19 protein-coding genes and 1 other RNA gene are annotated in these 22415 nt (G+C 51.9%); 2 read left to right on the top strand and 18 right to left on the bottom strand.

Going from position 1 to position 22415, the window contains the following annotated elements; genetic code table 11:
- Positions 1-39: 39 nt before the first annotated feature.
- A complete protein-coding gene (secA, locus tag BZG78_RS00820) occupies positions 40-2772 on the bottom strand; it encodes a preprotein translocase subunit SecA (RefSeq protein ID WP_077660119.1) in 2733 nt (910 codons plus the stop codon).
- 482 nt (positions 2773-3254) lie between these two features.
- Between secA and BZG78_RS00825 the strand changes: the two genes are divergently transcribed.
- Positions 3255-3713, top strand: a complete 459-nt coding sequence (locus BZG78_RS00825; RefSeq protein ID WP_077660120.1) for a DciA family protein — start codon at positions 3255-3257, stop codon at positions 3711-3713.
- 149 nt (positions 3714-3862) lie between these two features.
- Here BZG78_RS00825 and lpxC read toward each other — a convergent pair whose 3' ends face one another.
- The 15 genes from lpxC to mraZ form a co-directional block, all read right to left on the bottom strand.
- Positions 3863-4780 (bottom strand): UDP-3-O-acyl-N-acetylglucosamine deacetylase, encoded by a 918-nt coding sequence (lpxC, locus tag BZG78_RS00830; protein ID WP_025744297.1) that lies wholly within the window; start codon positions 4778-4780, stop codon positions 3863-3865.
- 117 nt (positions 4781-4897) lie between these two features.
- On the bottom strand, positions 4898-6070 hold the full coding sequence (gene ftsZ, locus BZG78_RS00835; protein ID WP_021022615.1) for a cell division protein FtsZ: 1173 nt from the start codon (positions 6068-6070) through the stop codon (positions 4898-4900).
- A gap of 33 nt (positions 6071-6103) precedes the next feature.
- Positions 6104-7360, bottom strand: coding sequence for a cell division protein FtsA (gene ftsA, locus BZG78_RS00840; protein ID WP_077459858.1), 1257 nt, complete (start codon positions 7358-7360; stop codon positions 6104-6106).
- Positions 7361-7372: 12 nt separating this feature from the next.
- Entirely contained in the window at positions 7373-8143 is a 771-nt protein-coding gene (locus BZG78_RS00845) for a cell division protein FtsQ/DivIB (RefSeq protein ID WP_199877146.1), read from the bottom strand.
- A 224-nt stretch (positions 8144-8367) separates the two neighbouring features.
- Entirely contained in the window at positions 8368-9825 is a 1458-nt protein-coding gene (gene murC, locus BZG78_RS00850) for a UDP-N-acetylmuramate--L-alanine ligase (RefSeq protein ID WP_077459859.1), read from the bottom strand.
- Positions 9826-9835: 10 nt separating this feature from the next.
- On the bottom strand, positions 9836-10897 hold the full coding sequence (murG, locus tag BZG78_RS00855; protein ID WP_021022619.1) for an undecaprenyldiphospho-muramoylpentapeptide beta-N-acetylglucosaminyltransferase: 1062 nt from the start codon (positions 10895-10897) through the stop codon (positions 9836-9838).
- Positions 10890-12098: a cell division protein FtsW gene (gene ftsW, locus BZG78_RS00860; protein ID WP_077660121.1), complete on the bottom strand. Its 1209-nt coding sequence runs from the start codon at positions 12096-12098 to the stop codon at positions 10890-10892. Before ftsW ends, murG begins: the two co-directional genes overlap by 8 nt.
- A complete protein-coding gene (murD, locus tag BZG78_RS00865; RefSeq protein WP_077660122.1) occupies positions 12095-13429 on the bottom strand; it encodes a UDP-N-acetylmuramoyl-L-alanine--D-glutamate ligase in 1335 nt (444 codons plus the stop codon). Before murD ends, ftsW begins: the two co-directional genes overlap by 4 nt.
- Before the next feature lie 2 nt (positions 13430-13431).
- Positions 13432-14514 carry a phospho-N-acetylmuramoyl-pentapeptide-transferase gene (gene mraY, locus BZG78_RS00870; protein WP_077459863.1) on the bottom strand — a complete coding sequence of 361 codons (1083 nt, stop codon included), beginning with the start codon at positions 14512-14514 and terminating at the stop codon, positions 13432-13434.
- Positions 14514-15881 (bottom strand): UDP-N-acetylmuramoyl-tripeptide--D-alanyl-D-alanine ligase, encoded by a 1368-nt coding sequence (murF, locus tag BZG78_RS00875; RefSeq protein ID WP_077660123.1) that lies wholly within the window; start codon positions 15879-15881, stop codon positions 14514-14516. Before murF ends, mraY begins: the two co-directional genes overlap by 1 nt.
- Positions 15878-17344 (bottom strand): UDP-N-acetylmuramoyl-L-alanyl-D-glutamate--2,6-diaminopimelate ligase, encoded by a 1467-nt coding sequence (gene murE, locus BZG78_RS00880; RefSeq protein WP_199877147.1) that lies wholly within the window; start codon positions 17342-17344, stop codon positions 15878-15880. The genes murF and murE overlap by 4 nt, the downstream gene beginning before the upstream one ends.
- On the bottom strand, positions 17337-19103 hold the full coding sequence (locus BZG78_RS00885; RefSeq protein WP_077660125.1) for a penicillin-binding transpeptidase domain-containing protein: 1767 nt from the start codon (positions 19101-19103) through the stop codon (positions 17337-17339). The genes murE and BZG78_RS00885 overlap by 8 nt, the downstream gene beginning before the upstream one ends.
- A complete protein-coding gene (ftsL, locus tag BZG78_RS00890; protein ID WP_077459866.1) occupies positions 19100-19429 on the bottom strand; it encodes a cell division protein FtsL in 330 nt (109 codons plus the stop codon). The genes BZG78_RS00885 and ftsL overlap by 4 nt, the downstream gene beginning before the upstream one ends.
- Before the next feature lie 3 nt (positions 19430-19432).
- Positions 19433-20383 (bottom strand): 16S rRNA (cytosine(1402)-N(4))-methyltransferase RsmH, encoded by a 951-nt coding sequence (gene rsmH / locus BZG78_RS00895; protein WP_077660126.1) that lies wholly within the window; start codon positions 20381-20383, stop codon positions 19433-19435.
- A 16-nt stretch (positions 20384-20399) separates the two neighbouring features.
- Positions 20400-20858 carry a division/cell wall cluster transcriptional repressor MraZ gene (mraZ, locus tag BZG78_RS00900; RefSeq protein WP_021022628.1) on the bottom strand — a complete coding sequence of 153 codons (459 nt, stop codon included), beginning with the start codon at positions 20856-20858 and terminating at the stop codon, positions 20400-20402.
- On the opposite strand from mraZ, the gene BZG78_RS00905 reads away from it, so the two are divergent.
- Complete coding sequence (locus BZG78_RS00905) at positions 20857-21060, top strand: hypothetical protein (RefSeq protein ID WP_077459867.1); 204 nt, start codon at positions 20857-20859, stop codon at positions 21058-21060. The two genes, mraZ and BZG78_RS00905, sit on opposite strands and share 2 nt — an antisense overlap.
- Positions 21061-21109: 49 nt before the next feature.
- Here BZG78_RS00905 and rnpB read toward each other — a convergent pair.
- Both rnpB and rsmI read right to left on the bottom strand, forming a co-directional pair.
- An RNA gene (gene rnpB, locus BZG78_RS00910) (RNase P RNA component class A) lies at positions 21110-21490 on the bottom strand.
- A gap of 54 nt (positions 21491-21544) precedes the next feature.
- Positions 21545-22402, bottom strand: coding sequence for a 16S rRNA (cytidine(1402)-2'-O)-methyltransferase (rsmI, locus tag BZG78_RS00915; RefSeq protein ID WP_021022630.1), 858 nt, complete (start codon positions 22400-22402; stop codon positions 21545-21547).
- Positions 22403-22415 lie beyond the last annotated feature (13 nt).

The raw sequence follows: 22415 nt of genomic DNA on the forward strand, positions 1-22415 counted from the left end.
GCCGCGAAAACGGCCTTTTTGCTAACACAGGGTCAGGGGCTAGATTCTACCGTGACACTGTTTAAATTTCTTCCCTGATCCGCAAGGACAAGGCTCATTTCGGCCAACTTTTCGCCCATCACGTACCACGGTTTCGTTGCCGCTGTCGTCACGTTCAGCGCTTTCACCATCATCAAACTGGTTTTCAGCCTGCGCATGATTAATCTGTTGCTGACGCGCCGCTTTCTCAGCACGTGCTTGACGTTCAGCTTCCATGCGCTCAACGTCGTCAGGCTGCTGAACACGAACACGACTCAAAGCGGTCACGACATCGGTTTTTAGTGCATCTAACATGCCTTCAAACAGCTCAAACGACTCGCGCTTATACTCTTGTTTCGGGTTTTTCTGGGCATAGCCACGCAAATGAATGCCTTGACGCAGATGATCCATCGCCGCCAAGTGCTCTTTCCAAAGGGTGTCGAGCGTTTGTAGCATGACCGCCTTTTCAAAGTTACGCAGCGTTTCCGCGCCAACGGCTTCTTCTTTACCTTTGTACACCTCAATTAAGGCAGTCAGAATACGTTCACGCAGCAACTCTTCGTAGAGCTTGTCATCTTCATCCAACCATTGTTGAATCGGCAGCTCGATATCAAAATCGGCTTTTAAGCGCTTCTCAAGCCCAGCAATATCCCACATTTCTTCTAACGACTGTGGCGGGATATATTGGTTAACAATGGTATTAACCACGTCTTCGCGGTTGTGCTCAATCATCTCACTGATGTCATTTGAGACGAGCAATGCATCACGCAATTCATAAACCACTTTACGTTGATCGTTGGCAACATCATCGAACTCAAGCAGCTGCTTACGAATATCAAAGTTACGGCCTTCAACTTTGCGCTGCGCATTCTCAATGGCTTTGTTAACCCAGGGGTGTTCAATCGCTTCCCCTTCAGCCATCCCGAGGCGCTTCATCATATTGGACACCTTCTCTGATGCAAAAATGCGCATCAGTGAGTCGTCCATGGATAGGTAAAAACGGGTTGAGCCCGGATCACCTTGACGTCCCGCACGACCACGTAATTGGTTATCAATACGACGCGATTCGTGACGTTCGGTACCAATGATGTGTAAGCCCCCGGCTTCGACCACTTGGTCGTGCAGCTGTTGCCATTTTTCTTTCGCCGCTTCCACTTGGGCATCGGTGGGGTTTTCGACATCACCGAGAACCTGTTTCCAGCTTCCGCCCAGAACAATATCCGTGCCACGGCCCGCCATGTTGGTCGCAATGGTGACTGCGCCTGGATAACCGGCTTGTTCCACAATATCCGCTTCGTGCGCGTGGAACTTCGCATTCAGTACCTGGTGCTTAATGCCATCTTTGTTAAGCGCATCAGACAACAGCTCAGACTTTTCAATCGATACCGTGCCCACCAATACAGGCTGACCGGCTTTTGCACGTGCTTTGATGTCTTCAGCAATCGCGACAAACTTTTCTTTCTCGGTCATATAAACCTGATCCGCATGGTCTTTTCGCACCATCGGACGGTTGGTGGGGATCACAACGGTATCGAGTCCATAAATCGACTGGAACTCGAACGCTTCGGTATCAGCGGTCCCGGTCATACCTGAAAGCTTATCGTAGAGACGGAAAAAGTTCTGGAAGGTAATCGAGGCCAGTGTTTGGTTCTCGTTTTGGATTTTCACCCCTTCCTTGGCTTCTACGGCTTGGTGTAAGCCTTCAGACCAGCGACGACCTGGCATAGTACGGCCAGTGTGCTCATCAACAATGATGATCTCGTCGTCTTTAATGATGTAATCAACATCACGCTCAAACAAAACATGCGCACGCAGGGCGGCATTAATGTGATGGATAAGGCTGATGTTGGCGGGCGAGTAAAGGGTATCATCCTCTCCCATCAAGCCGTTTTTCTTCAGCAAGTCTTCAACAAACTCTTGACCGTTTTCGGTCATGTAAACCTGCTTCGCCTTTTCATCGACCGTGAAATGGCCATCACCTTGATAATCTTCGGTGTCTTCTTCTGCTTGCTGCTTTAAGCTCGGAATCAAGGCATTAATGCGCTGATACATTTCGGAGCTATCTTCTGCCGGCCCCGAGATAATTAATGGCGTTCGCGCTTCATCAATTAAGATGGAATCGACCTCATCGACGATAGAGAAGTAGCGATCACGCTGAACGCGGTCTTCGGCGCGAAACGCCATATTGTCACGCAAATAATCAAAACCGAATTCGTTATTCGTGCCGTACAGCACATCGCACGCATAGGCGGCTTTTTTGGCCTCTGGCGGCATATTCGGTACATTGACGCCAACCGTCATCCCTAGAAACTCGAACAAAGGACGGTTGGTTTCAGCATCACGCTCGGCCAAGTAATCATTGACGGTGATAATGTGAACCGACTTGCCGGTTAACGCGTTCAGGTAGGAAGGCAGGGTCGCCGTGAGCGTTTTACCCTCACCGGTACGCATCTCGGCAATTTTGCCGTTATGCAGCACAATCCCACCAATCATCTGCACATCAAAATGGCGCAGACCGAAGACACGCTTCGAGGCTTCTCGTACTGTTGCAAAGGCTTCTGGAATAAGATCATCCAGTTCAGCGCCTTGATCTAAGCGCTCGCGGAACTCAACGGTTTTAGCTTTTAGCGCATCGTCGTTCAACGCTTCAAATTGGGGTTCGAGTTTGTTGATTTCATCAACAACTTTTCGCAGCCGACGCAAGGTGCGGTCATTTCGGCTTCCGATAACTTTAGTCAGGACTTTCGATAACATGGCGTTGCCGGTACTCTTTTTAATGGTCTTCCCACATGGGCGGCCGCTACACTGCCACTCTGTTGGCGTGTTTCAGTTCAACGCGGGTTGGCTTAAGCTCATCGATTCAACATGAGATAACAAGGCTTATCTCTTTTAAGTGGAGCCAAATCGGACAGAATTCAAGGGCGATCACGCCGCTTCACAACAATTTCCACGTAACTGATAATGTGATAGACGGAAGGGGAAAAGGCTCTCCCTTATCGCCGTACCCATGCGACACTTACCTGTGAATGATTCGCGCACTGTATATTGTACTCCCCCAGCAATCCCTAATTGATCAAATGGGTTAGCTTACATGCTGGGGTCACGCATGTATGATAAGGTAAAATAGTCTCACATCCTATGACAAATCTAGGACTCAAGGGATCAATTAGCGAAAATTAGACGCTGTGCGCCCGTTCCCACACCGAATTGATGACAAAAAAGGCAGTTATTGTGCTATGAGAGACCATCGTCCTCGCTCAACGCTACACCTGCTAGAGAGCGACTCCAACAACATTGCCCAACGCGCGGTTGAGCTTGCGAAGTTAAATAAACTTATTTTGGCATTGTTGCCCGGTGAAACCTCAAAGGCATGTCGCGTTGCCAATTATCGTGATGGCGTATTAGTGATTGAAGTAGGTAGCGCCGCTTGGGCCATGCGGCTTAACTATGAGCGTCAGCACCTGCTCTCGGTGTTACGCACCAAAGGCCTCGCTAGCTTGACGACCATTGAGGTGAATATTAATCCAGCATTAGCTGCCGCGGACAGAACAGACCACGATAAGGCCCCTTCTCGTCATCTTAGCCAAGCCTCTGGCGAGTTGCTTCGCGCGTTAGGGGAAGGCGCTTCCCCAACATTAAAAGCACGATTTGAAGCATTAGCTAACCTGGCCCATGATCAAAAAAAGCCAGAGTAAACTCCGGCTTTTTTATCTTAATCTCGTATTTGGTTACGATGCCTAGCGGTTAGGCTTCATACCGCTTTCTGTCAGCGGTCACACCATCTTGTGGCTTATACTAGTTAGTAGCTTATACGCAAGTAGTAGCTTATGCGCAAGGATATCGCTTAGGCCAATACCATTCCCGGTTCAGCAAATGCCACAGGAGAGGTTTCAGTCTCTTCAAATGTGACCCACTCCCACGCTTCTTGATCGGCTAACACCGCGCGTAACAGCTTGTTGTTTAACGCATGGCCTGATTTATAGGCGCGCATTTCACCAAGAATACTGTGTCCACACATGTACAAGTCACCAATGGCATCCAGGACTTTGTGCTTAACCAGTTCATTGTCAAAACGTAGGCCGTCTTCGTTCAAGATGCGATAATCATCCAGAACAATCGCGCAGTCAAAGCTGCCACCCAGACACAAGTTTTGTGACTGCAAGTATTCGATATCACGCATAAAACCGAAGGTTCGCGCGCGGCTCAAGTCTTTAATAAAAGATTGACTTGAGAAGTCGAGCACCAAGTTTTGTTGCTCCGATTCAATCGCCGGATGGTCGAATTCGATGGCAAAGTCGAGACGGAAGCCATTATAAGGCAACAGTTCCGCCCACTTATCATCGTCTTCAATGCGAACAGGCTTTTTGATACGAATGAATCGTTTTGGCGCATTTTGGACATCGATACCCGCAGACTGCAGCAAGAAAATAAACGGGCTTGAACTGCCATCCATAATCGGGATTTCTGGCGCATTCACTTCGATAATGATGTTATCGATACCCATTCCTGCTATTGCAGCACTGAGATGCTCAACGGTTGAGATGCGAACACCCGCGTCATTCACTAAGGCGGTGCACAGCATGGTATCGCGCACATCCTCAGGGTTGGCCGGAAAATCAACCGGCGGCTCCATGTCAGTGCGACGATAAATCACACCGGTGTTGGCAGGAGCCGGACGCAGAGTAAGCGTAACCTTACGCCCAGAGTGGAGACCCACACCAGTCGTTTGGACCATACTTTTCAATGTTCGCTGTCTAATCATCGGCTTATCTCAACTTTTTCTCAAAAAAGTGTGCTCTGCGTCACTCATTACCCTGTCACCTTAGACAAGGGGAGCGAGATGGTAGCACATCACTGGCTACAAACCAAGCAATTGCGATCAGTCAGCTTGTTTACGCAAAAACGCAGGAATATCGAGATAATCATGCTCAGTCTGCGATTTTGGTGCTGCATTCGATGAAGCAGCTGGCTGCTCTTTCGCCGCTGGATTTGAACTTGCCGCCTGAGGTTTATCCTGCAAAGGCTGTGCCTTTTTAGGCTCGGCTTTTGCTTGCCCAGACTGTGCATTGGTGACCAAGGTAATGTCTGGCTTACGTTCGTTGCCAATCCCGGTCGCCACCACAGTCACTCGCAGCTCGTCGCTCATTTCTGGATCCATCGACGTTCCGATCACCACAGTGGCATTGTCTGATGCAAATGCTTTGACGGTGTTACCCACGGTCTCGAACTCATCAAGACGCATATCAAAGCCTGCTGTAATGTTGACTAGCACACCACGCGCACCCGCCAAGTCGATGTCTTCAAGAAGTGGGCTAGAAATTGCCATCTCTGCCGCTTCTTCAGCACGATCTTCGCCCGTTGCAACACCACTGCCCATCATTGCGTGTCCCATTTCTGACATCACAGTGCGTACGTCAGCAAAGTCGACGTTAATATGGCCAGGGCGTGTGATCAGTTCTGCAATCCCTTGTACGGCATTGCGTAACACATCGTTCGCCTTCGCAAAGGCATCCAGCAAGGTAATGCCGCGACCTAGCACCTTAAGCAATTTTTCGTTGGGAATCGTAATCAGCGAGTCAACTTGCTTTGACAGCTCTTCGATTCCTTGCTCGGCAAACGCCAGTCGCTTTTTACCTTCGAAGCTGAAAGGTTTGGTGACCACAGCAACGGTCAGAATCCCCATTTCTTTCGCGATTTCCGCGATAACAGGCGCTCCCCCGGTGCCGGTACCACCGCCCATTCCGGCTGCGATAAATACCATATCGGCACCTTCGAGCTCAGCTTTAATCGCATCGCGATCTTCGAGTGCGGAATCACGCCCAACTTGCGGATTTGCCCCCGCGCCAAGTCCTTTGGTGATATCACCGCCAATTTGAATGACCGTGCCGACACTGCTTTTCCGTAGTGCTTGGGCATCCGTATTAATGCTAATAAAGTCAACCCCTTCGATTGACTCACGCACCATATGTTCAACGGCGTTACCACCGCCACCGCCAATGCCGACGACCTTAATCACCGCATCGTCAGACATTTCCATCATCGGTTCAAACATGAGTTCTCTCCGTCCTTCCTGTTCGCATCAGGGTTAAAATTCTTTCTTAAACCAGCTACTCAGCGTCTTAATCCAGCTAGCCACAGCCCGCTTTTGTTCTGGTTCACTCGTTTCTGTCAGCAAGCTTTCTTTACCGTAGTGTAAAAGCCCAACCGCGGTTGCATAGCAAGGCGCTTGTACATAATCAGTCAGTCCCGTGACATTGGCTGGCTGTCCAACACGCACTTGGTTTTGGAACACGCGTTCCGCGCATTCAACCAGCCCGTGCATTTGTGATGCCCCGCCAGTAAGCACTATTCCAGCTGCCATTTGATGTTTCACACCATCGCTACGCAGTTTTTCTTGAATGGCGACTAATTTTTGATTCACCAGCCCCAACAATTCTGAACAACGCGGCTCAATCACTTCAGACAAGGTTTGTCGCTGTAACGTCCGCGACGGGCGTCCACCCACGCTCGGCACATTGACTTTTGCATCCTTATTCACCAGCTCACTCAATGCACAGCCATATTTCACTTTAATGTCTTCTGCATCCGCCAGTGGGGTGCCAAAGGCATAGGCTATATCGCTGGTGATCACATTGCCCGCATAAGGAATGACCTCAGCATGCCGAAGTGCGCCGCCGGTCCAAACTGCAAGATCCATGGTGCCGCCGCCAATATCGACCACGCACACGCCGAGCTCTCGTTCATCCGGCGTGATCACCGCATGGCTCGCTGATAGCCCGGAGAAAATCAATTGATCGACTCTAAGACCACAACGCTCCACGGCTTTCTCAATATTTTTCGCGGTATCATTGTGACATGTGATGAGGTGCACACTGGCTTCCATCCTTACGCCAGATAGGCCGAGCGGATTTTTGATCCCTTCTTGGTAATCGATTTTGTATTCTTGCGGAATCACATGCAGCACGCGCTGCTCATCACTGATTTTGACCGACTTTGCGGTATGAATCACGTTGTCTATATCGTCTTGGGTAACCTCTTCATCCGAAATTGTCCCCATGCCTCTCTCAGTTTGGCAGTGAATGTGCTTTCCTGACAAAGAAAGATAGACAGAACTGATTTGGCAATCGGCCATCATCTCTGCTTCATTCACCGCACGCTGAACAGATTTAACCACAGATTCTAAGTCGTTAACGCCACCCTTATCCATGCCGCGTGATGGGCTGCTGCCCACACCCAGTACGTTGATGGTGCCGTCTGGCAGTACTTCACTGACCAGAGTAGACACTTTGGACGTCCCAATATCGAGCCCAACTATCAGTGACTTATCTGTCGTTTTATTCATTCACACCATCTCTTAATCTTGGCTATTCGCGGGGCCTGTTTCGCTTTTCCAGCCAACGGCCGCGCCCGTGTCATAACGCAAATCTACATAGGCAATTGTTTTATCTTGCGCACTGATCCGCGGGTATAACGCGACCAAGCGAGCAAGCCGTTCTTGCCGGGCTGTCCGCCCTAACTCAATCCGTACGCCATCTCGTGTCACGATACGCCAAGACCGACGTTTATTCAGTGACAGCGCTTGTATCGATAAACCAATTTTCCGCAGTTTCTTTTCCAGTTCACGACTCGTCGCCAGCACTTCTTCAGCTGAGCCGGGTGTGCCATGTAGCGAAATTAACGATTTGTCAGCCACATCACTGGGTGAACCATCAAAAACCTCACCGCTTGGTGTGAGCAACTTTTGCCCGTTCCAAATCGCACTCGCGCGATATTCAGTGATGTGCACCTTCAAGGTATCCGGCCATTGCTTTCTCACGGCCACATGCTTCACCCAAGGCAGAGCCTCAATGCTGCGCTGGATGCTATCCACATCCTGCAGCATAAAGCTCTTTAACTCGCCCACTAACAACACCGCCTCTCGGACTTGCGTCGCTGTCACGTAAGTCTGGTCGCCTTCGAGCATCAGTTGCGATAAGGGGAGCTGCTGCTCATCACTCATCCAATCAATCACACGAGCTAGACCAAAGAGCATCAGGATAATAACCCCAATTAAAAACGCGAGTGATGCGCTTTTTTGGCGATCCAGCTGCACCATTCCTTGCACTCGTGTAAGGGCATTAACCATGCTCATACCTATCTTATCGCCTTGTGTCGATGCTACTTGACACTCATCGCGAAAAAACCGACTGATTATAGCGATCCCGCGCCAAGCACTCCAACACAGATATGCATTTTCATACATAAGCTGGGATCTATTGCGCGCATTTTGGCTCCTGAACGCGATAAAAATCTATTTTTTGGTCACCAAGAGCGCAATTGCGCGCCGTTTTTACGTTGCCAACTTGTGTTTTATTGTGCCATTTCAGCCTTGTCTAGCTGTTTTGCCGCTAAGTTTTTCGCTACTTTACCAATATCTCCCGCCCCTTGTGTTAAAACCAAGTCATTCGCTTGAATAACATTAGCGAGCGCGGAGGGTAAGGCATCGGCGTTCGGCACAAAAATCGGGTCCAGCTTACCGCGAGCGCGAATGCTACGACAAAGACTTCTCCCATCGGCTCCCGCAATCGGGGTTTCACCAGCCGCATACACATCTAGCATCAGCAACACGTCGACTTTTTCCAACACATTGGCAAAATCATCATAAAGATCGCGCGTACGACTATAACGATGTGGCTGAAAAATCATAACCAAGCGATGGTTTTGCCAGCCACCGCGTGCGGCTTTAATCGTAACATCCACTTCGCTAGGGTGATGGCCGTAATCGTCCACCAGCAAGGCAGTGCCGTCATCGACCGGGAACTCGCCAAGTTGATCAAAACGGCGTCCCGTCCCGGCAAAATTAGCGAGGGCACGTAAAATAGCGTCGTCGTCCACCCCGTCTTCGGTTGCTACCGCAATCGCTGCTGCCGCATTCAGGGCGTTGTGCTGGCCTGGCGTATTCAAGCGAATGGTCAAGGTTTCGCGGCCAGGGCGTGTCACTTTAAAAATGCCACATTGCCCATGTTGCTGGTAATCATGTAAACATACATCCGCATCCTGCGAGAACCCATAGGTGATCACTTGACGACCAATCGACGGAATTAACTCGCGAACCACGGGATCATCAATGCACACCACCGCTAAACCATAGAACGGCAGATTATGGAGAAAGTCGATAAACGTCTGTTGCAGTTTTGCGAAACTACCGCCATAGGTATCCATGTGATCCGCTTCAATATTGGTCACAATGGCGACCATAGGCTGCAAGTGTAAAAACGACGCGTCGCTCTCATCCGCCTCTGCAATCAAATAACGACTGCTTCCCAAACGTGCATTGGTGCCCGCACTTTTTACTAACCCGCCATTCACGAAAGTGGGATCCAGGCCTGCCTCAGAAAAGATCTGCGTCACCATCGCGGTCGTGGTGGTTTTGCCGTGGGTACCGGCAACGGCAATACCATGCCGGTAGCGCATTAATTCGGCAAGCATTTCTGCCCGTCTGACCACCGGGATCCGTAAAGCTTTTGCCGCTTCAACTTCCGGGTTGTCAGCTTTAATCGCTGTTGATACCACCACCACACTGGCTTGTTCTATATGGCTCGCTTGATGACCGATAAAGATCTGCGCCCCCATGGATGCCAATCGCTCCGTGACGATATTCTGTGCAAGATCCGAGCCAGTTATTTGGTAACCTTCATTAATCAGCACCTCAGCAATACCGCACATGCCTGCACCGCCAATCCCGACAAAATGGATCCGCTTGACCCGGCGCATTTCCGGGATCATGGCGCGAAGTTTTTCCAGCTGCTGATTATCCAATTTACCCATTATCTATTCTCTATGTGTTTGCGTGTGCGGTAATAGCATCCGCAACGCGGGCATCTGCATCAATAATGGCAGCGTCACGCGCCGCCGTCGCCATCGCTAACAGGCGGTGGCGGTCTAACCGATTGATTGTTTCCGCCAGTGACTGGGCGGTCAGTGATGGCTGCTCAATCATTAAAGCCGCACCACGAGAGACTAAGTAATCACCGTTGAGTGCTTGTTGCCTATCTGCATGCATAAAAGGGACGAAAATCGCCCCAACGCCAGCCGCCGCTAATTCAGACACGGTAAGCGCGCCGCTTCGACAAATTACCACATCGGCCCAAGCGTAAGCCTCGGCCACGTCATCAATAAATTCGCTCACATCAACATCGACCATTCCGGCGTGTTGATAAGCGGAAAGCGTCTTTTCCGCATTATTTTTTCCGGCTTGATGACGCACCGTCACCGACTGTTCTAGCCGTGGCATTGCCTCAGGCACCGTTTGATTGAGGATACGTGCGCCTTGACTGCCCCCCATCACCAAAATACGTAGTGCACCTTGACGGTCTGCGAATCGTTGCGCGGGATCCGGGAGGTCACACACGTCTCGACGTACTGGATTCCCAACCACCGGCTGCCCATCAAACGCGCCCGGGAAGGCTTGCAACACTTGCTTGGCAACTTTGGCTAACCACTGATTGGTCAGCCCCGCCACGGCATTTTGCTCATGGAGGATCACTGGCACACCACTTAACCAAGCGGCGATTCCGCCTGGGCCACTGACATAACCGCCCATGCCCAACACCGCATCGGGTTTGACACGTTTAATCACTTGGCGTGCCTGCCAAATGGCACTGACAATCATCCAAGGGGCTCGTAGCTTGCGCATCAGTCCGGATCCAATCAAGCCTTTGACACGAATAAATGCGATCTCGATACCATATTTGGGAACGAGTTCGGCTTCCATGCGATCAGCGGTACCGAGCCAACAGATTTCCCATCCCTGCTTTTCTAAAAACTTGGCGACCGCAAGGCCGGGAAATACATGACCACCGGTCCCGCCTGCCATCACTAATAATCGTTTTTTAGTCATGTTTATGATCTTTACCTTGATAAGGGGTTTTTTGGTGCGCTTGAGACGTCGCTAAGCGGTATTCGTGATCAATGCGCAGTAACAAGGCCACCGCGACTGCCATAATCACCAAGCTCGATCCCCCGTAGCTGATCAGTGGCAAGGTTAACCCTTTGGTCGGCAACATGCCCGCCGCCGCACCGACATTCACCAGGGTTTGAAAGGCAAACCAAATGCCAATGCCAAAGGCTAAAAAACCACCGAATAACTGGTTTTGCGCCAGACAGTGCTTTCCAATAAAAAGCGCTTTGAATACGAGGAAAAAAATAAGACACAGAATCACACTTACACCCACGAGTCCGAGTTCCTCGGCAATGACCGCAAAGACAAAGTCAGTGTGCGCCTCCGGTAAATACTCTAACTTTTGAATCGAATTCCCTAGCCCTTGGCCAAACCAGCCGCCACGTCCAAATGCCATCAGTGATTGCGTCAGCTGGTAGCCACTGCCAAACGGGTCTTGCCAAGGATCTAAAAACGCAGTGACTCGCCGCACTCGATAGGGTTCAGCAATGATTAAGCCCGCGACCAAGGTCAGACCCGTCATCAACAAGGCGATAAACTGCCACAATTTTGCCCCAGCCATAAACAACATGCCCACGGTGGTCACAAACATCACCACCACTGAGCCTAAATCCGGTTGAATCAGCAACAACCCTGCAAACAGCAGCAACACAGCCAGCGGCTTGGCAAAACCACGGAAATGTTCACGGACTTCACCATGGCGGCGCACCAGATACCCGGCTAAAAAGACAAATAAAGATAACTTGGCAATCTCTGCCGGTTGGATATTGATCCCCGCGATAGAAATCCATCGTACCGCGCCATTGACCGAGCGACCCACCACCAACACCGCCAGCAAGAGAATCGATGAGATCAATAACATGTAGCCACTGTAGCGCTGCCAAAGTTTGACAGGGATATACATCACCGCCACCGCCGCCAACATGGCAACCAGCAAATAAAAGGCATGGCGTTTGGCAAACAAAAAGGGGGCATCCGCCAGTCGTAATCCAACCGGGAGCGAGGCTGAGGTGACCATGACAAGGCCAATAACCATTAGGAGCAGAGACGTCCACACCAATTGGCGATCGTACAGTCCCCCCGGCGATGGCGTTCGGAGCCACTGCCAACAATATTTGGGGAATGCACGCACTGCTGTCATAACGGCCTCGCGATAACAGATTCTACGCCGGCAACAAACGCCTGACCACGAGCGGCAAAGTTAGTAAATTGATCCAAACTTGCACACGCTGGCGACAGCAATACCATGTCGCCTTTCGTTGCAGCCGTTGCCGCGGCATCGATGGCTTGTTGCAGGGTATCAAAGCACTGTGCCGACGCGTCCAGTGCGGCCAATTGGGCTTGATCTTTACCAAAACAGTAAAGCCTGACAGGTAACTTGGCGAGTGCAGGCTGCAACACACTAAAGTCGGCGCCTTTACCCTCTCCGCCTACTAACAAGTGTAAGTAACCGCTCACTTCAAGACCATCAAGCGCCGCTAACGTACTGGCAACATTGGTGGCTTTGGAGTCATTCACCCAGATCACACCTTGGTGCTCAGCGACTTTTTGACAACGATGTGCCAGTCCAGTGTATGTGCGCAGCGCGGTGATTTGAGCGGGCTGGCTCATCCCGACACTATCAGCCAATGCCATGGCCGCGAGGCTGTTTGCTACATTATGGCGACCAACAAGGCTCAGTGAGGACACCGGTAGCACAGGCTTTCCTTGCGCCGATAACCACGCTTGCCCATCGTCAGTGCACAAACAGTAATCGCCCTGGCTAAAGCCAAACAAACACATGTCGGCATCAATCTGTGTCTGTGCATCATCTGCATTGCCGATCAAGGTAGTTGCATGGGTAAAAATACGACATTTCGCCGCCTGATAATCCGCCAAGCTTTGATACCTGTCCATGTGATCTTCTGAGAAGTTCAAGAAGGCGGCGCCTTGAAGGGTCAATGACTCAGTGGTTTCCAATTGAAAGCTGGACAGCTCTAACACATAGAGGTCGTGGCCTTTGTCGAGCAAATCCAGTGCCGCCACGCCGATATTACCGCCCACGCCCACATTAATGCCGTCAGCGTTCGCCATTTCTCCCACCAGCGCCGTGACCGTACTTTTGCCATTTGAGCCGGTAATCGCCACTGCGGGCTTATCGCAGTACCAAGCGAAGAGTTCAATATCACCAACAATGGGCGTGCCCGCGGCATGAACAGGCGCCAAGACGGGGGTGGCAAGCGAGATACCAGGATTAATCACCACCAAGTCAGCTGACGCCAGCCATGCCGAATGCCAGCTTCCCGTATGTCGTGCGACCGTCTCTGGCAGCTGCGCCTCTCCAGGAGGGGATTGGCGCGAATCCATCACGCGGATCATGGCGTCAGGATGATGGCGAGCAATAAAGTTCACCACTGAGAGGCCGGTGATCCCCAGCCCCATCACCACGATATGCTTAAACTCGGTTAATGTGCGGTGGCCTGGTTGCGTCATGGTTAACGGACCTTCAAGGTGGCGAGGGCAATCAACACCAGCATCAAAGAAATAATCCAAAACCGTACGATCACCCGAGGCTCTGGCCAGCCTTTCAATTCATAATGGTGATGAATCGGCGCCATACGGAAAATCCGTTGTCCCCGCAGTTTGTACGAGCCTACCTGCAAGATCACTGAGATGGTTTCCATCACGAACACCCCGCCCATGATGATCAATAGCAATTCTTGACGGACCAGCACGGCGATCGTGCCCAATGCACCGCCCAACGCCAGTGAGCCCACATCGCCCATAAAAACTTGCGCCGGATAGGTGTTGAACCACAAAAAGCCCAGCCCCGCGCCAACAATGGCCGCGCAAACCACAACCAGTTCACTGCTGTATTCGATATACGGAATATGCAGGTAGCTGGCGAAATTGACGTTACCGGTCGCCCAAGCAATAAAGGCGAAGCCGCCGGCAACCATCACGGTTGGCAAAATAGCCAAGCCATCTAAGCCATCAGTGAGGTTCACCGCATTGCTGGTTCCCACGATGACAAAGTAAGTGAAGACAATATAAAACAGACCAAGCTGGGGCATCACGTCTTTAAAGAAAGGCACCACCAGTTGTGTCGCCGCGGTGTCATTGCCATGGGCGTAGAGCGCGAACGCCACCCCGAGTGCGATCGCAGATTGCCAAAAGTACTTCCAGCGGGCGACTAATCCATCGGTATTTTTACGCACTACCTTGCGGTAGTCATCAACAAAACCAATCGCACCGTATCCCAGTAGCACGACCATCACAGCCCACACATAGGGGTTGGATAAATCGGCCCACAACAAAACGGTTAAACTAATGGCAGCAACAATTAAGACCCCGCCCATCGTCGGCGTACCGCGTTTGCTAAAGTGAGATTCGGGGCCCTCCTCGCGAACAACTTGACCAATCTGCATCGACTGTAAACGTCGAATCAGACGTGGGCCGGCCCAAAGCGAGAAAACCAATGCCGTCAGTGCACTAACAATGGCGCGAAATGTCAGGTATTCAAACAAGCGCATTGAGGGTAAAAGGTTTTGTAGTACTTCCGCTAGCCATAAAAGCATTAGCAAGCCTCCTTGATTGCGGTGACAACCGCTTCCATCGCCATCCCTCGGGCGCCTTTAATCAGTATCGTGTCAGGTGTTTGTGTTTTTATCATGGCTACTACGTGCGCAATCAGCGCCTCTTTACTGTCAAAATGATCGCCGCCACAGCGTTCGCTGATCACACGGCTATCGCGTCCGGTCGTGAAGACTCGGTTAACGGCAGCTTGCGCCGCATGCTCTCCAACTTCACGGTGCATTTGCTCACTGTATTCACCCAGCTCTGCCATATCACCGACGATCAGCCAACGCTCACCTGGATAGCTGGCTAAAACATCAATGGCAGACTTCATCGCTGGGACACTGGCGTTATAGGTATCATCAATCAGCCGTAACCCTGGACGAGGCTCACTCACTTGCGTGCGTCCTGCGACGTTTTCTACCGACTCAAGCCCAGTCACGACATCCGCCAGACTCACGCCGGGTAACTGCATCGCCGCACAACCGGCCATTAACGCATTGATAATATTGTGCTTGCCCGGTAGCGGCAGCATCACCGACTGTTGGCTCTGTCCGTCACTCAGCGTGAGCTGATAACAGCCCGCGGTTGTCAGGGCACTATCAATCAAGGTCAGGGGGGCGGCTTGCGTGTCTGTTACCGCAATCACCTGCTTATCTGCCAGGACGTCACCCCATGTATCACCACCGTGGCTACCCTGATTCACCAGCGCTATCCCGCCTTCGGGCAGCCCTTGATAAATTTCGCCTTTGGCAACAGCCACGCCCTCTAATGAGCCGAACCCTTCGAGGTGGGCCGCGGCTAAGTTAGTGACCATGGCAATATCAGGCTTGACCAATGATGTGGTATAGGCAATTTCACCAATATGGTTAGCACCGAGTTCAATCACCGCATAGTGGTGTGCAGGGGTGAGTCGAAACAACGTCAGCGGGACACCGATATCATTATTGAAGTTACCGGCAGTCGATAACGTGGGTCCTTTCTGTGCCAAGATCGCCGCCAGCATTTGTTTGACTGTGGTCTTACCGCAGCTCCCCGTGATCGCAATGGTCGGCACTTGGCATTGCTGTTTGACCCAAGCGCCTAACTGACCCAGGGCAAGGCGTGTATCGTCCACCAGCAATTGGGGTATATCAATGTCCAACTGGCGCGAAACCACCATCGCGGCGGCGCCTGATGCTTTTGCCTGCTCAGCAAAATCGTGGCCATCAAAACGGTCACCTCTCAGCGCGACAAACAGTGCCCCCGCGCGCAGCTCACGCGTATCGGTGGTAATGGCATCGATCGGCGGCGTACCCGACGCGTGATCGGCATAATACACAGTGGCCCCTATCGCATTCGCCAATGTGCTGAGGGTTGTCCGAATCATGATAACTCCTTGAGTCGCGCCGCGACCGTCTCGCGGTCAGAGTAATGCACCTTGCCATGCGCGAGCACTTGATAATCTTCATGGCCCTTGCCCGCCACCAAGATAATGTCGTCGGCTTGCGCTTGCTCGATGACCTGCGTCACCGCTTGAGCGCGGTCATGCTCTACCCATACACGTTCGGGGTTTTGCAGCCCCGCGAGCATATCTTGCGTGATCGACTCAGGGGCCTCACCGCGAGGGTTATCATTGGTCAACACCACCTTGTCGGCATGCTGCTCAGCCACTCGGGCCATCACCGGGCGTTTACGCGTATCACGATCGCCGCCACAGCCAAATACACACCAAAGTGCGCCGTGGCAATGACGTCGTAAGGCCAGTAGTGCTTTCTCAAGCGCATCGGGCGTGTGAGCATAGTCAACCACCACGGTCGGTTTGTCAGGCGCAAGAAAAACCTCCATCCGGCCAATGACGGCGTTTAATTGATCGCTAGTGGCTAACAGGGCATCCAGCGAATAGCCTAAGCCTAATAGGGTCGCCAAACTGACCAAGAGATTGCTGACGTTAAAGTCACCCACCAAGGCGGCATTCAACTCCCCTTGCCCCCAACTGGTTTCGACCATCACACGCACGCCATCGGTGGCAAAATCAATCTGGGTGGCACGCACATAAGGACCGGCGTGGTGTTGCAAAGAATCAGCGTGCAGCGCGACCGCAATCGCCTCGGGCCACTCGCGCAGCCATTGGCGTCCCACCTTATCATCAGCATTAATCACCTTGAGCGGGTTACCCAATGAGAAAATCTGCTTTTTCGCCTCAGCGTATGCCGCTAAGGTGCCGTGATAATCAAGGTGGTCGTGGCTGAGATTAGTGAATACCACCGCATCAAATGCCAAGCTCGCAACGCGGCCTTGCACCAATCCATGCGAGGACACTTCCATCGCGACATGACGGGTACCTTGCTGAACGAAATCGGCTAATTGCGCTTGAATACTAATCGCGTCCCCAGTGGTGTTGTCAGCGGTTTTCAGCGCGCCAATAAAGCCGTTGCCCGTGGTACCCATCACCGCGGTGCGCTTGTCTAGCGATTCAAGCCACTGAGCGATAAGTTGCGACACCGTGGTTTTGCCATTGGTTCCGGTTACACCTATTAACCCGAGGTGTTGCTGAGGATCCTGGTAAAAGCGCGCCGCCATCGCAGAGAGCGCATGAGGTAACGCGCGCAAGCTGATCACTGGCACCTGATCGCGCCAGGCTATCTGGTCGTGTTCACCTTGCTGCACCACAGCCACAGCACCGGCCTGAATCGCGGTATCGATAAACTGGCGACCATCAACTTGGTGGCCTTTTATCGCCACGAATACATCACCTTGACGGATTTTGCGGCTATCCAAGGATAGGTTCCGTACCGGCATCGAGGGCACACCCGCCAGCCAAGGGCTCAGCCATTGGTTTAAATCATTCATCGCCATTCACTTCATTCGCATGCTTTGCCACTTGCAACGCCGGACCCGTACCGGCATCCGGTGCAATGTTTAAAATCTGGAGTGCGCTTTTCATCACGCTCGAAAACACAGGTGCCGCGACCTGCCCCCCATAATATTTGTCGCCTTGCGGCTCGTTGATCACCACCACCATGGCCAGCTTAGGATCGCTAATGGGTGCCAGTCCCGCGGTGTAACCAATATATTCGTCGCCATAGCCACCGGCGACAGCGACTTTCGCGGTCCCGGTTTTGGCGCCAACGCGATAGCCATCAACCGCGGCACGATGAGCGCTGCCATTTTCTTGCGCGACGCCCTCTAACATTTGCAGCACTTTATAAACGTTCTCACGCGAGGCGACTTGTTTCCCTTCAGTCACTCCCTCGCGCTTTAAAATGCTCAGTGGTCGATTAATGCCCAGCGACCCTAGCGTGGCATAAGCACGCACAAGCTGAGTCGGTGTCACCGACAATCCATAGCCAAAGGCTAGCGTCGCCCGTTCAAAGTCTGACCAGCGGCGGCGTGAGGGGAAGTGCCCTACCGATTCACCCACCAACTCGACGCCGGTACTTTCCCCCAAGCCAAAGCTACCGTACTCACCCAACAAGGTCTCTACAGGCATGGCTAATGAGAGTTTACTCACACCGATATTACTGGATTTTTTGAGAATACGCGCAAGGTTAGCTTTGCCGACTTTAGAAACATCACGCACTCGACTGCCACCGATTTGCATAATGCCGTTGCCGGTATCTATTACGGTGTCCATATCGGCAACACCGTTTTCTAACGCAGTGAGTACCACAAAAGGCTTCATGGTTGAGCCCGGTTCAAACACATCAGTAATCGCGCGATTACGCATGTTAAAGCTTTTGAGTGAGCTACGATTATTGGGGTTATAGGAAGGGGCGTTGACCATGGCCATCACTTCACCGGTCTTCACGTCCACCATCACCAAAGAGCCCGAGGTGGCGCGGTAATCGGCGACGGCTTGTTTGATAGCACGATACGCAATGGCTTGAAGACGCTGATCGATGGTCAGCGTCAGCGACTGGCCTTCTTTTTTATCTTCGGTGGCAATATGCTCCACGACACGGCCAAATCGGTCTTTACGCACCGTGCGTTTACCATGCTCACCCGCCAACCAATCATCAAATCGGCGTTCGATCCCTTCTAAACCATGGCCGTCAATCCCAGTCATCCCAACAAGGTGTGCACTGACTTCCGCACTGGGATAAAAGCGGCGTGACTCAGCTTTTAACCCTATGCCAGGTAACTCAAGCTTATCAACGTACGCTGCCATGGCTGGGCGCACTTGACGTTGCAGATAAATAAAACGCCGCTGCCGATTAGCCTGAATTTTATCAATCAAGGCTTGCCGATCTAACCCCAAAACATCCGCAAGCGCATGCCAGCGATCGACGTTTTTTAATCCTTGGTGTTTGAATACCGTCACCGGATCCGCCCACACGGCTTGAACGGGCACACTGATCGCGAGTGCCTCACCTTGACGGTCCGTGATCATGCCTCGCGCGGAAGGAACCTGCTCTGTTCGTATCGAACGCAGATCCCCTTCGTGGCGTAATCGATCGGGCTCAATCACTTGGATATAAGCGGCGCGCGCCACCAAGGCAGCCAAGGCTAAGCCAATAAATACGCAGACAAGACCAAAGCGCCACTGAATCAATACCGGTGGCGCTTTGGGTGTACGGCGATTAGTTGACTTGGTAGAACGTTTTTTCACCGGTCGTTACTCAAAGGTCGCGTTACAATCACTTCGTTCTCACTGGTGGGACGAATCATGTCAAAAGACTGACGCGCCACGGATTCCACATGGCTATGTTCAGACAACGCATTTTCCTCTAACAATTGATTGCGCCACTCCACTTCAAGGGTTTCACGTTGCTCTAATAGCGCGTCCTGTTTGGCAATCAAATTACGCGTTGATTGGGTCATCGATACCACGGCAATCGCCGAAACCAATACCGCCAGCAGTAACCCTAATGGCAACTTCCCGATTGCCAATACATCCTGGCCTATCTGCTTAGCGAGGCTTGGGCGCGGTTTCATGCGTTATCCTAACTTTTCCGCCACGCGTAATACCGAGCTTCGCGCCCGGGCGTTATGCGCCACTTCTTCCGCGGACGGTTTAATCGCCTTGCCAATCGGCTTCATTGCCGCCGAACCGAGCTCGGCAATCTGTGCTTCGGTCAAAGGCACCCCTTTGGGCACATCCGGTCCTTTACTTTGCTTACGGATAAAGCGCTTGACCATGCGATCTTCTAACGAGTGAAAGCTAATCACTGATAAGCGTCCACTCGGGGCTAAACTGGCGAGCGCGCCTTGCAGTGCTTGCTCGATTTCATCCAGCTCACTGTTGATGTAAATCCGAATCGCTTGAAAGCTACGTGTCGCAGGGTGCTTTTTCTTCTCTCTAAACGGCACCGCGTGATCAATCAGCTTGGCAAGCTGATTGGTCGTGGTCAGCGCAGGTGCTTCTTCATCTTCACGGTGACGAACAATGGCATTAGCAATCCGGCGCGCAAAACGCTCTTCGCCGAACACTTTTAATACCCAAACAATATCATCGACACTGGCGGTTTCTAACCACTGTGCGGCCGACTGGCCGGTGCTCGGATCCATACGCATATCAAGCGGGCCATCATGCATAAAACTGAAGCCACGGCTAGGGTCGTCAAGCTGGGGCGAAGACACGCCCAAATCAAGGAGGATCCCATCGACCTTTTCAGATAGCCCACGCTCACTGAGGTACGACGCTATCTCAGAAAACGGGCCATGAATAATCTGGAAACGCGGATCATCGATGGAATTTGCCTCTTCGATCGCGCGTGGATCGCGATCGATAGCATACAGGCGACCGTTATCACCCAATTGCGACAAGATATGGCGCGAGTGACCGCCGCGACCAAAAGTACCATCGACATAGATGCCATCGGGTTTAATCGCAAGGCCGTCCACTGATTCATTTAATAGGACGGAAACATGGGTATATTGTTCTGACATACATTCACTTCATTATTTACAATGAGAGGTCTGCTAACCGCTCACTGAGCATCGGGGTTGATTCCGCCTGTGTGTCCATATCCTGGCGAATTTGTGCCTGCCACGTCTGCTCGTCCCAAATCTCAAATTTGTTGAGTTGGCCAACCAGCATCGCTTTGCCGTCTAACCCGGCATATTGGCGCAAGGTCGCAGGCAGTAATAAGCGACCTTGTCCGTCCATTTCACAGTCAAACGCATGGCCAAGTAATAAACGCTGCAGGCGTCGCTCTGCAGGTTGAAAGCTGGATAACTGCGATAACTTCGCCTCAATCACTTCCCATTCCGGGACCGGGTACAGCGCCAAGCAAGGAAGTTGGTGATCGATCGTGCACACAAACTGGCCATCACAATGGTGAATTAACCCATCGCGATAGCGCGTTGGCAGAGCAAGTCGCCCTTTTTTATCGACCGAAATGGCGCTGACGCCACGTAACATGACGTTATTTTCCCTTTTTCACCAAGATTATCCACTTTACACCACATTTTCCCACCCAGAAGTGTACGTAGCAGGTAAAAAGAAAGTCAAGCAAGCCATGACAGTGAGCAAGATCACACCTGGGAAGATTAAAGAAGGTTTTCAGCGGCTTAATCAATACATAAACAAGCCGATGACATTCGGTTATAACCAAATCGTCTGACTCAAACGCTGAAAAAGAGAGGGCGAGCCAAAATGGCTCGCCCTAAAAGGAGGTGAGTTGGCCTGTAAGCCGGGTTCTGTACCGTAAAAACGGTGGTAACCATTCGTCTAGGCCTGCAATCGCTCACAGGCTCCAGCAACCTACCCGTCCCCAAACGCGGGCCGCGCCAATAGGGACCTATTTGGTCTTGCTCCGGGTGGAGTTTACCGTGCCACGAACTGTTGCCAGTCGCGCGGTGCGCTCTTACCGCACCCTTTCACCCTTACCTGTGCTCCGAAGAGCCATCGGCGGTATACTCTCTGCTGCACTGGTCGTAGGCTCGCGCCTCCCAGGCGTTACCTGGCACCCTGCCCTGAGGAGCCCGGACTTTCCTCCCCTTTATCAGTCTCCCAAAGGACATCAATAAAGCAGCGATTACCCGGCCAACTCGAGCGGGGGAGTATATAGAAGAATATTCACGCAAGCCAGCGTAAATCACGCTCAGCTATAAATTCTCTAGGCCCCATTTATAGAGTGCGTTTTTTTTCACCGCATATAATTCCGCGACTAACGCGGCTGCTTTTTTTAACGGTAACTCGGCCGCCAATAGACCCAGCGCATGACACGCCGCGGTTGGCAAAGCCGTTTTATCTGCGCGATGGCCGGCGACTAATAACACCATTTCTCCGCGTAAGCGGTTAGGATCTTCACTCAACCACTCAATGAGTTCACCCAACGGTGCCCCATGGATGGTTTCAAAGGTTTTCGTTAGTTCGCGCGCCAACACCACACGACGCGCGTCGCCCAGTACCTCGCGCATATCCGCCAAGCTGTCACGAATACGGTGCGGTGACTCATAGAAAATTAAGGTACGCGGATCATCGGCCAATTCACGGAACGTATCTTGTCGCGCTTTTGTCTTAGGAGGCAGGAACCCTTCAAAACTAAAACGGTCTGAAGGCAAACCCGATGCACTTAATGCGGTGACTACCGCGCAGGCGCCAGGCAATGGGACCACTCTGACACCCGCCTCACGGCATTGGGTGACCAGGTGATATCCCGGATCGCTAATCAAGGGGGTGCCAGCATCAGAGACTAATGCAATCGACTGGCCTTGTTGCAGGCGCGTTAACAATGCAGCGGCTTTCTGCTGTTCATTGTGCTCATGCAACGCAAAAGTTTTCGCACTAATCGAAAAATGCGATAGCAACCGAGCCGTATGACGCGTATCTTCGGCCGCGACCACGTCGACACTGGCTAAAACATCAAGAGCACGCTGGGTAATATCAGCCAAATTGCCAATCGGTGTTGGCACAATATACAGCGTGGGGTGAGCATGGTCGGATAGATTTGCATCAGTCATTTGTTTAACAACC

Origin of the sequence: Salinivibrio sp. MA351 (assembly GCF_001996065.1) — a bacterium.
In the GTDB taxonomy this organism is placed as follows: Bacteria; Pseudomonadota; Gammaproteobacteria; order Enterobacterales; family Vibrionaceae; genus Salinivibrio; species Salinivibrio costicola.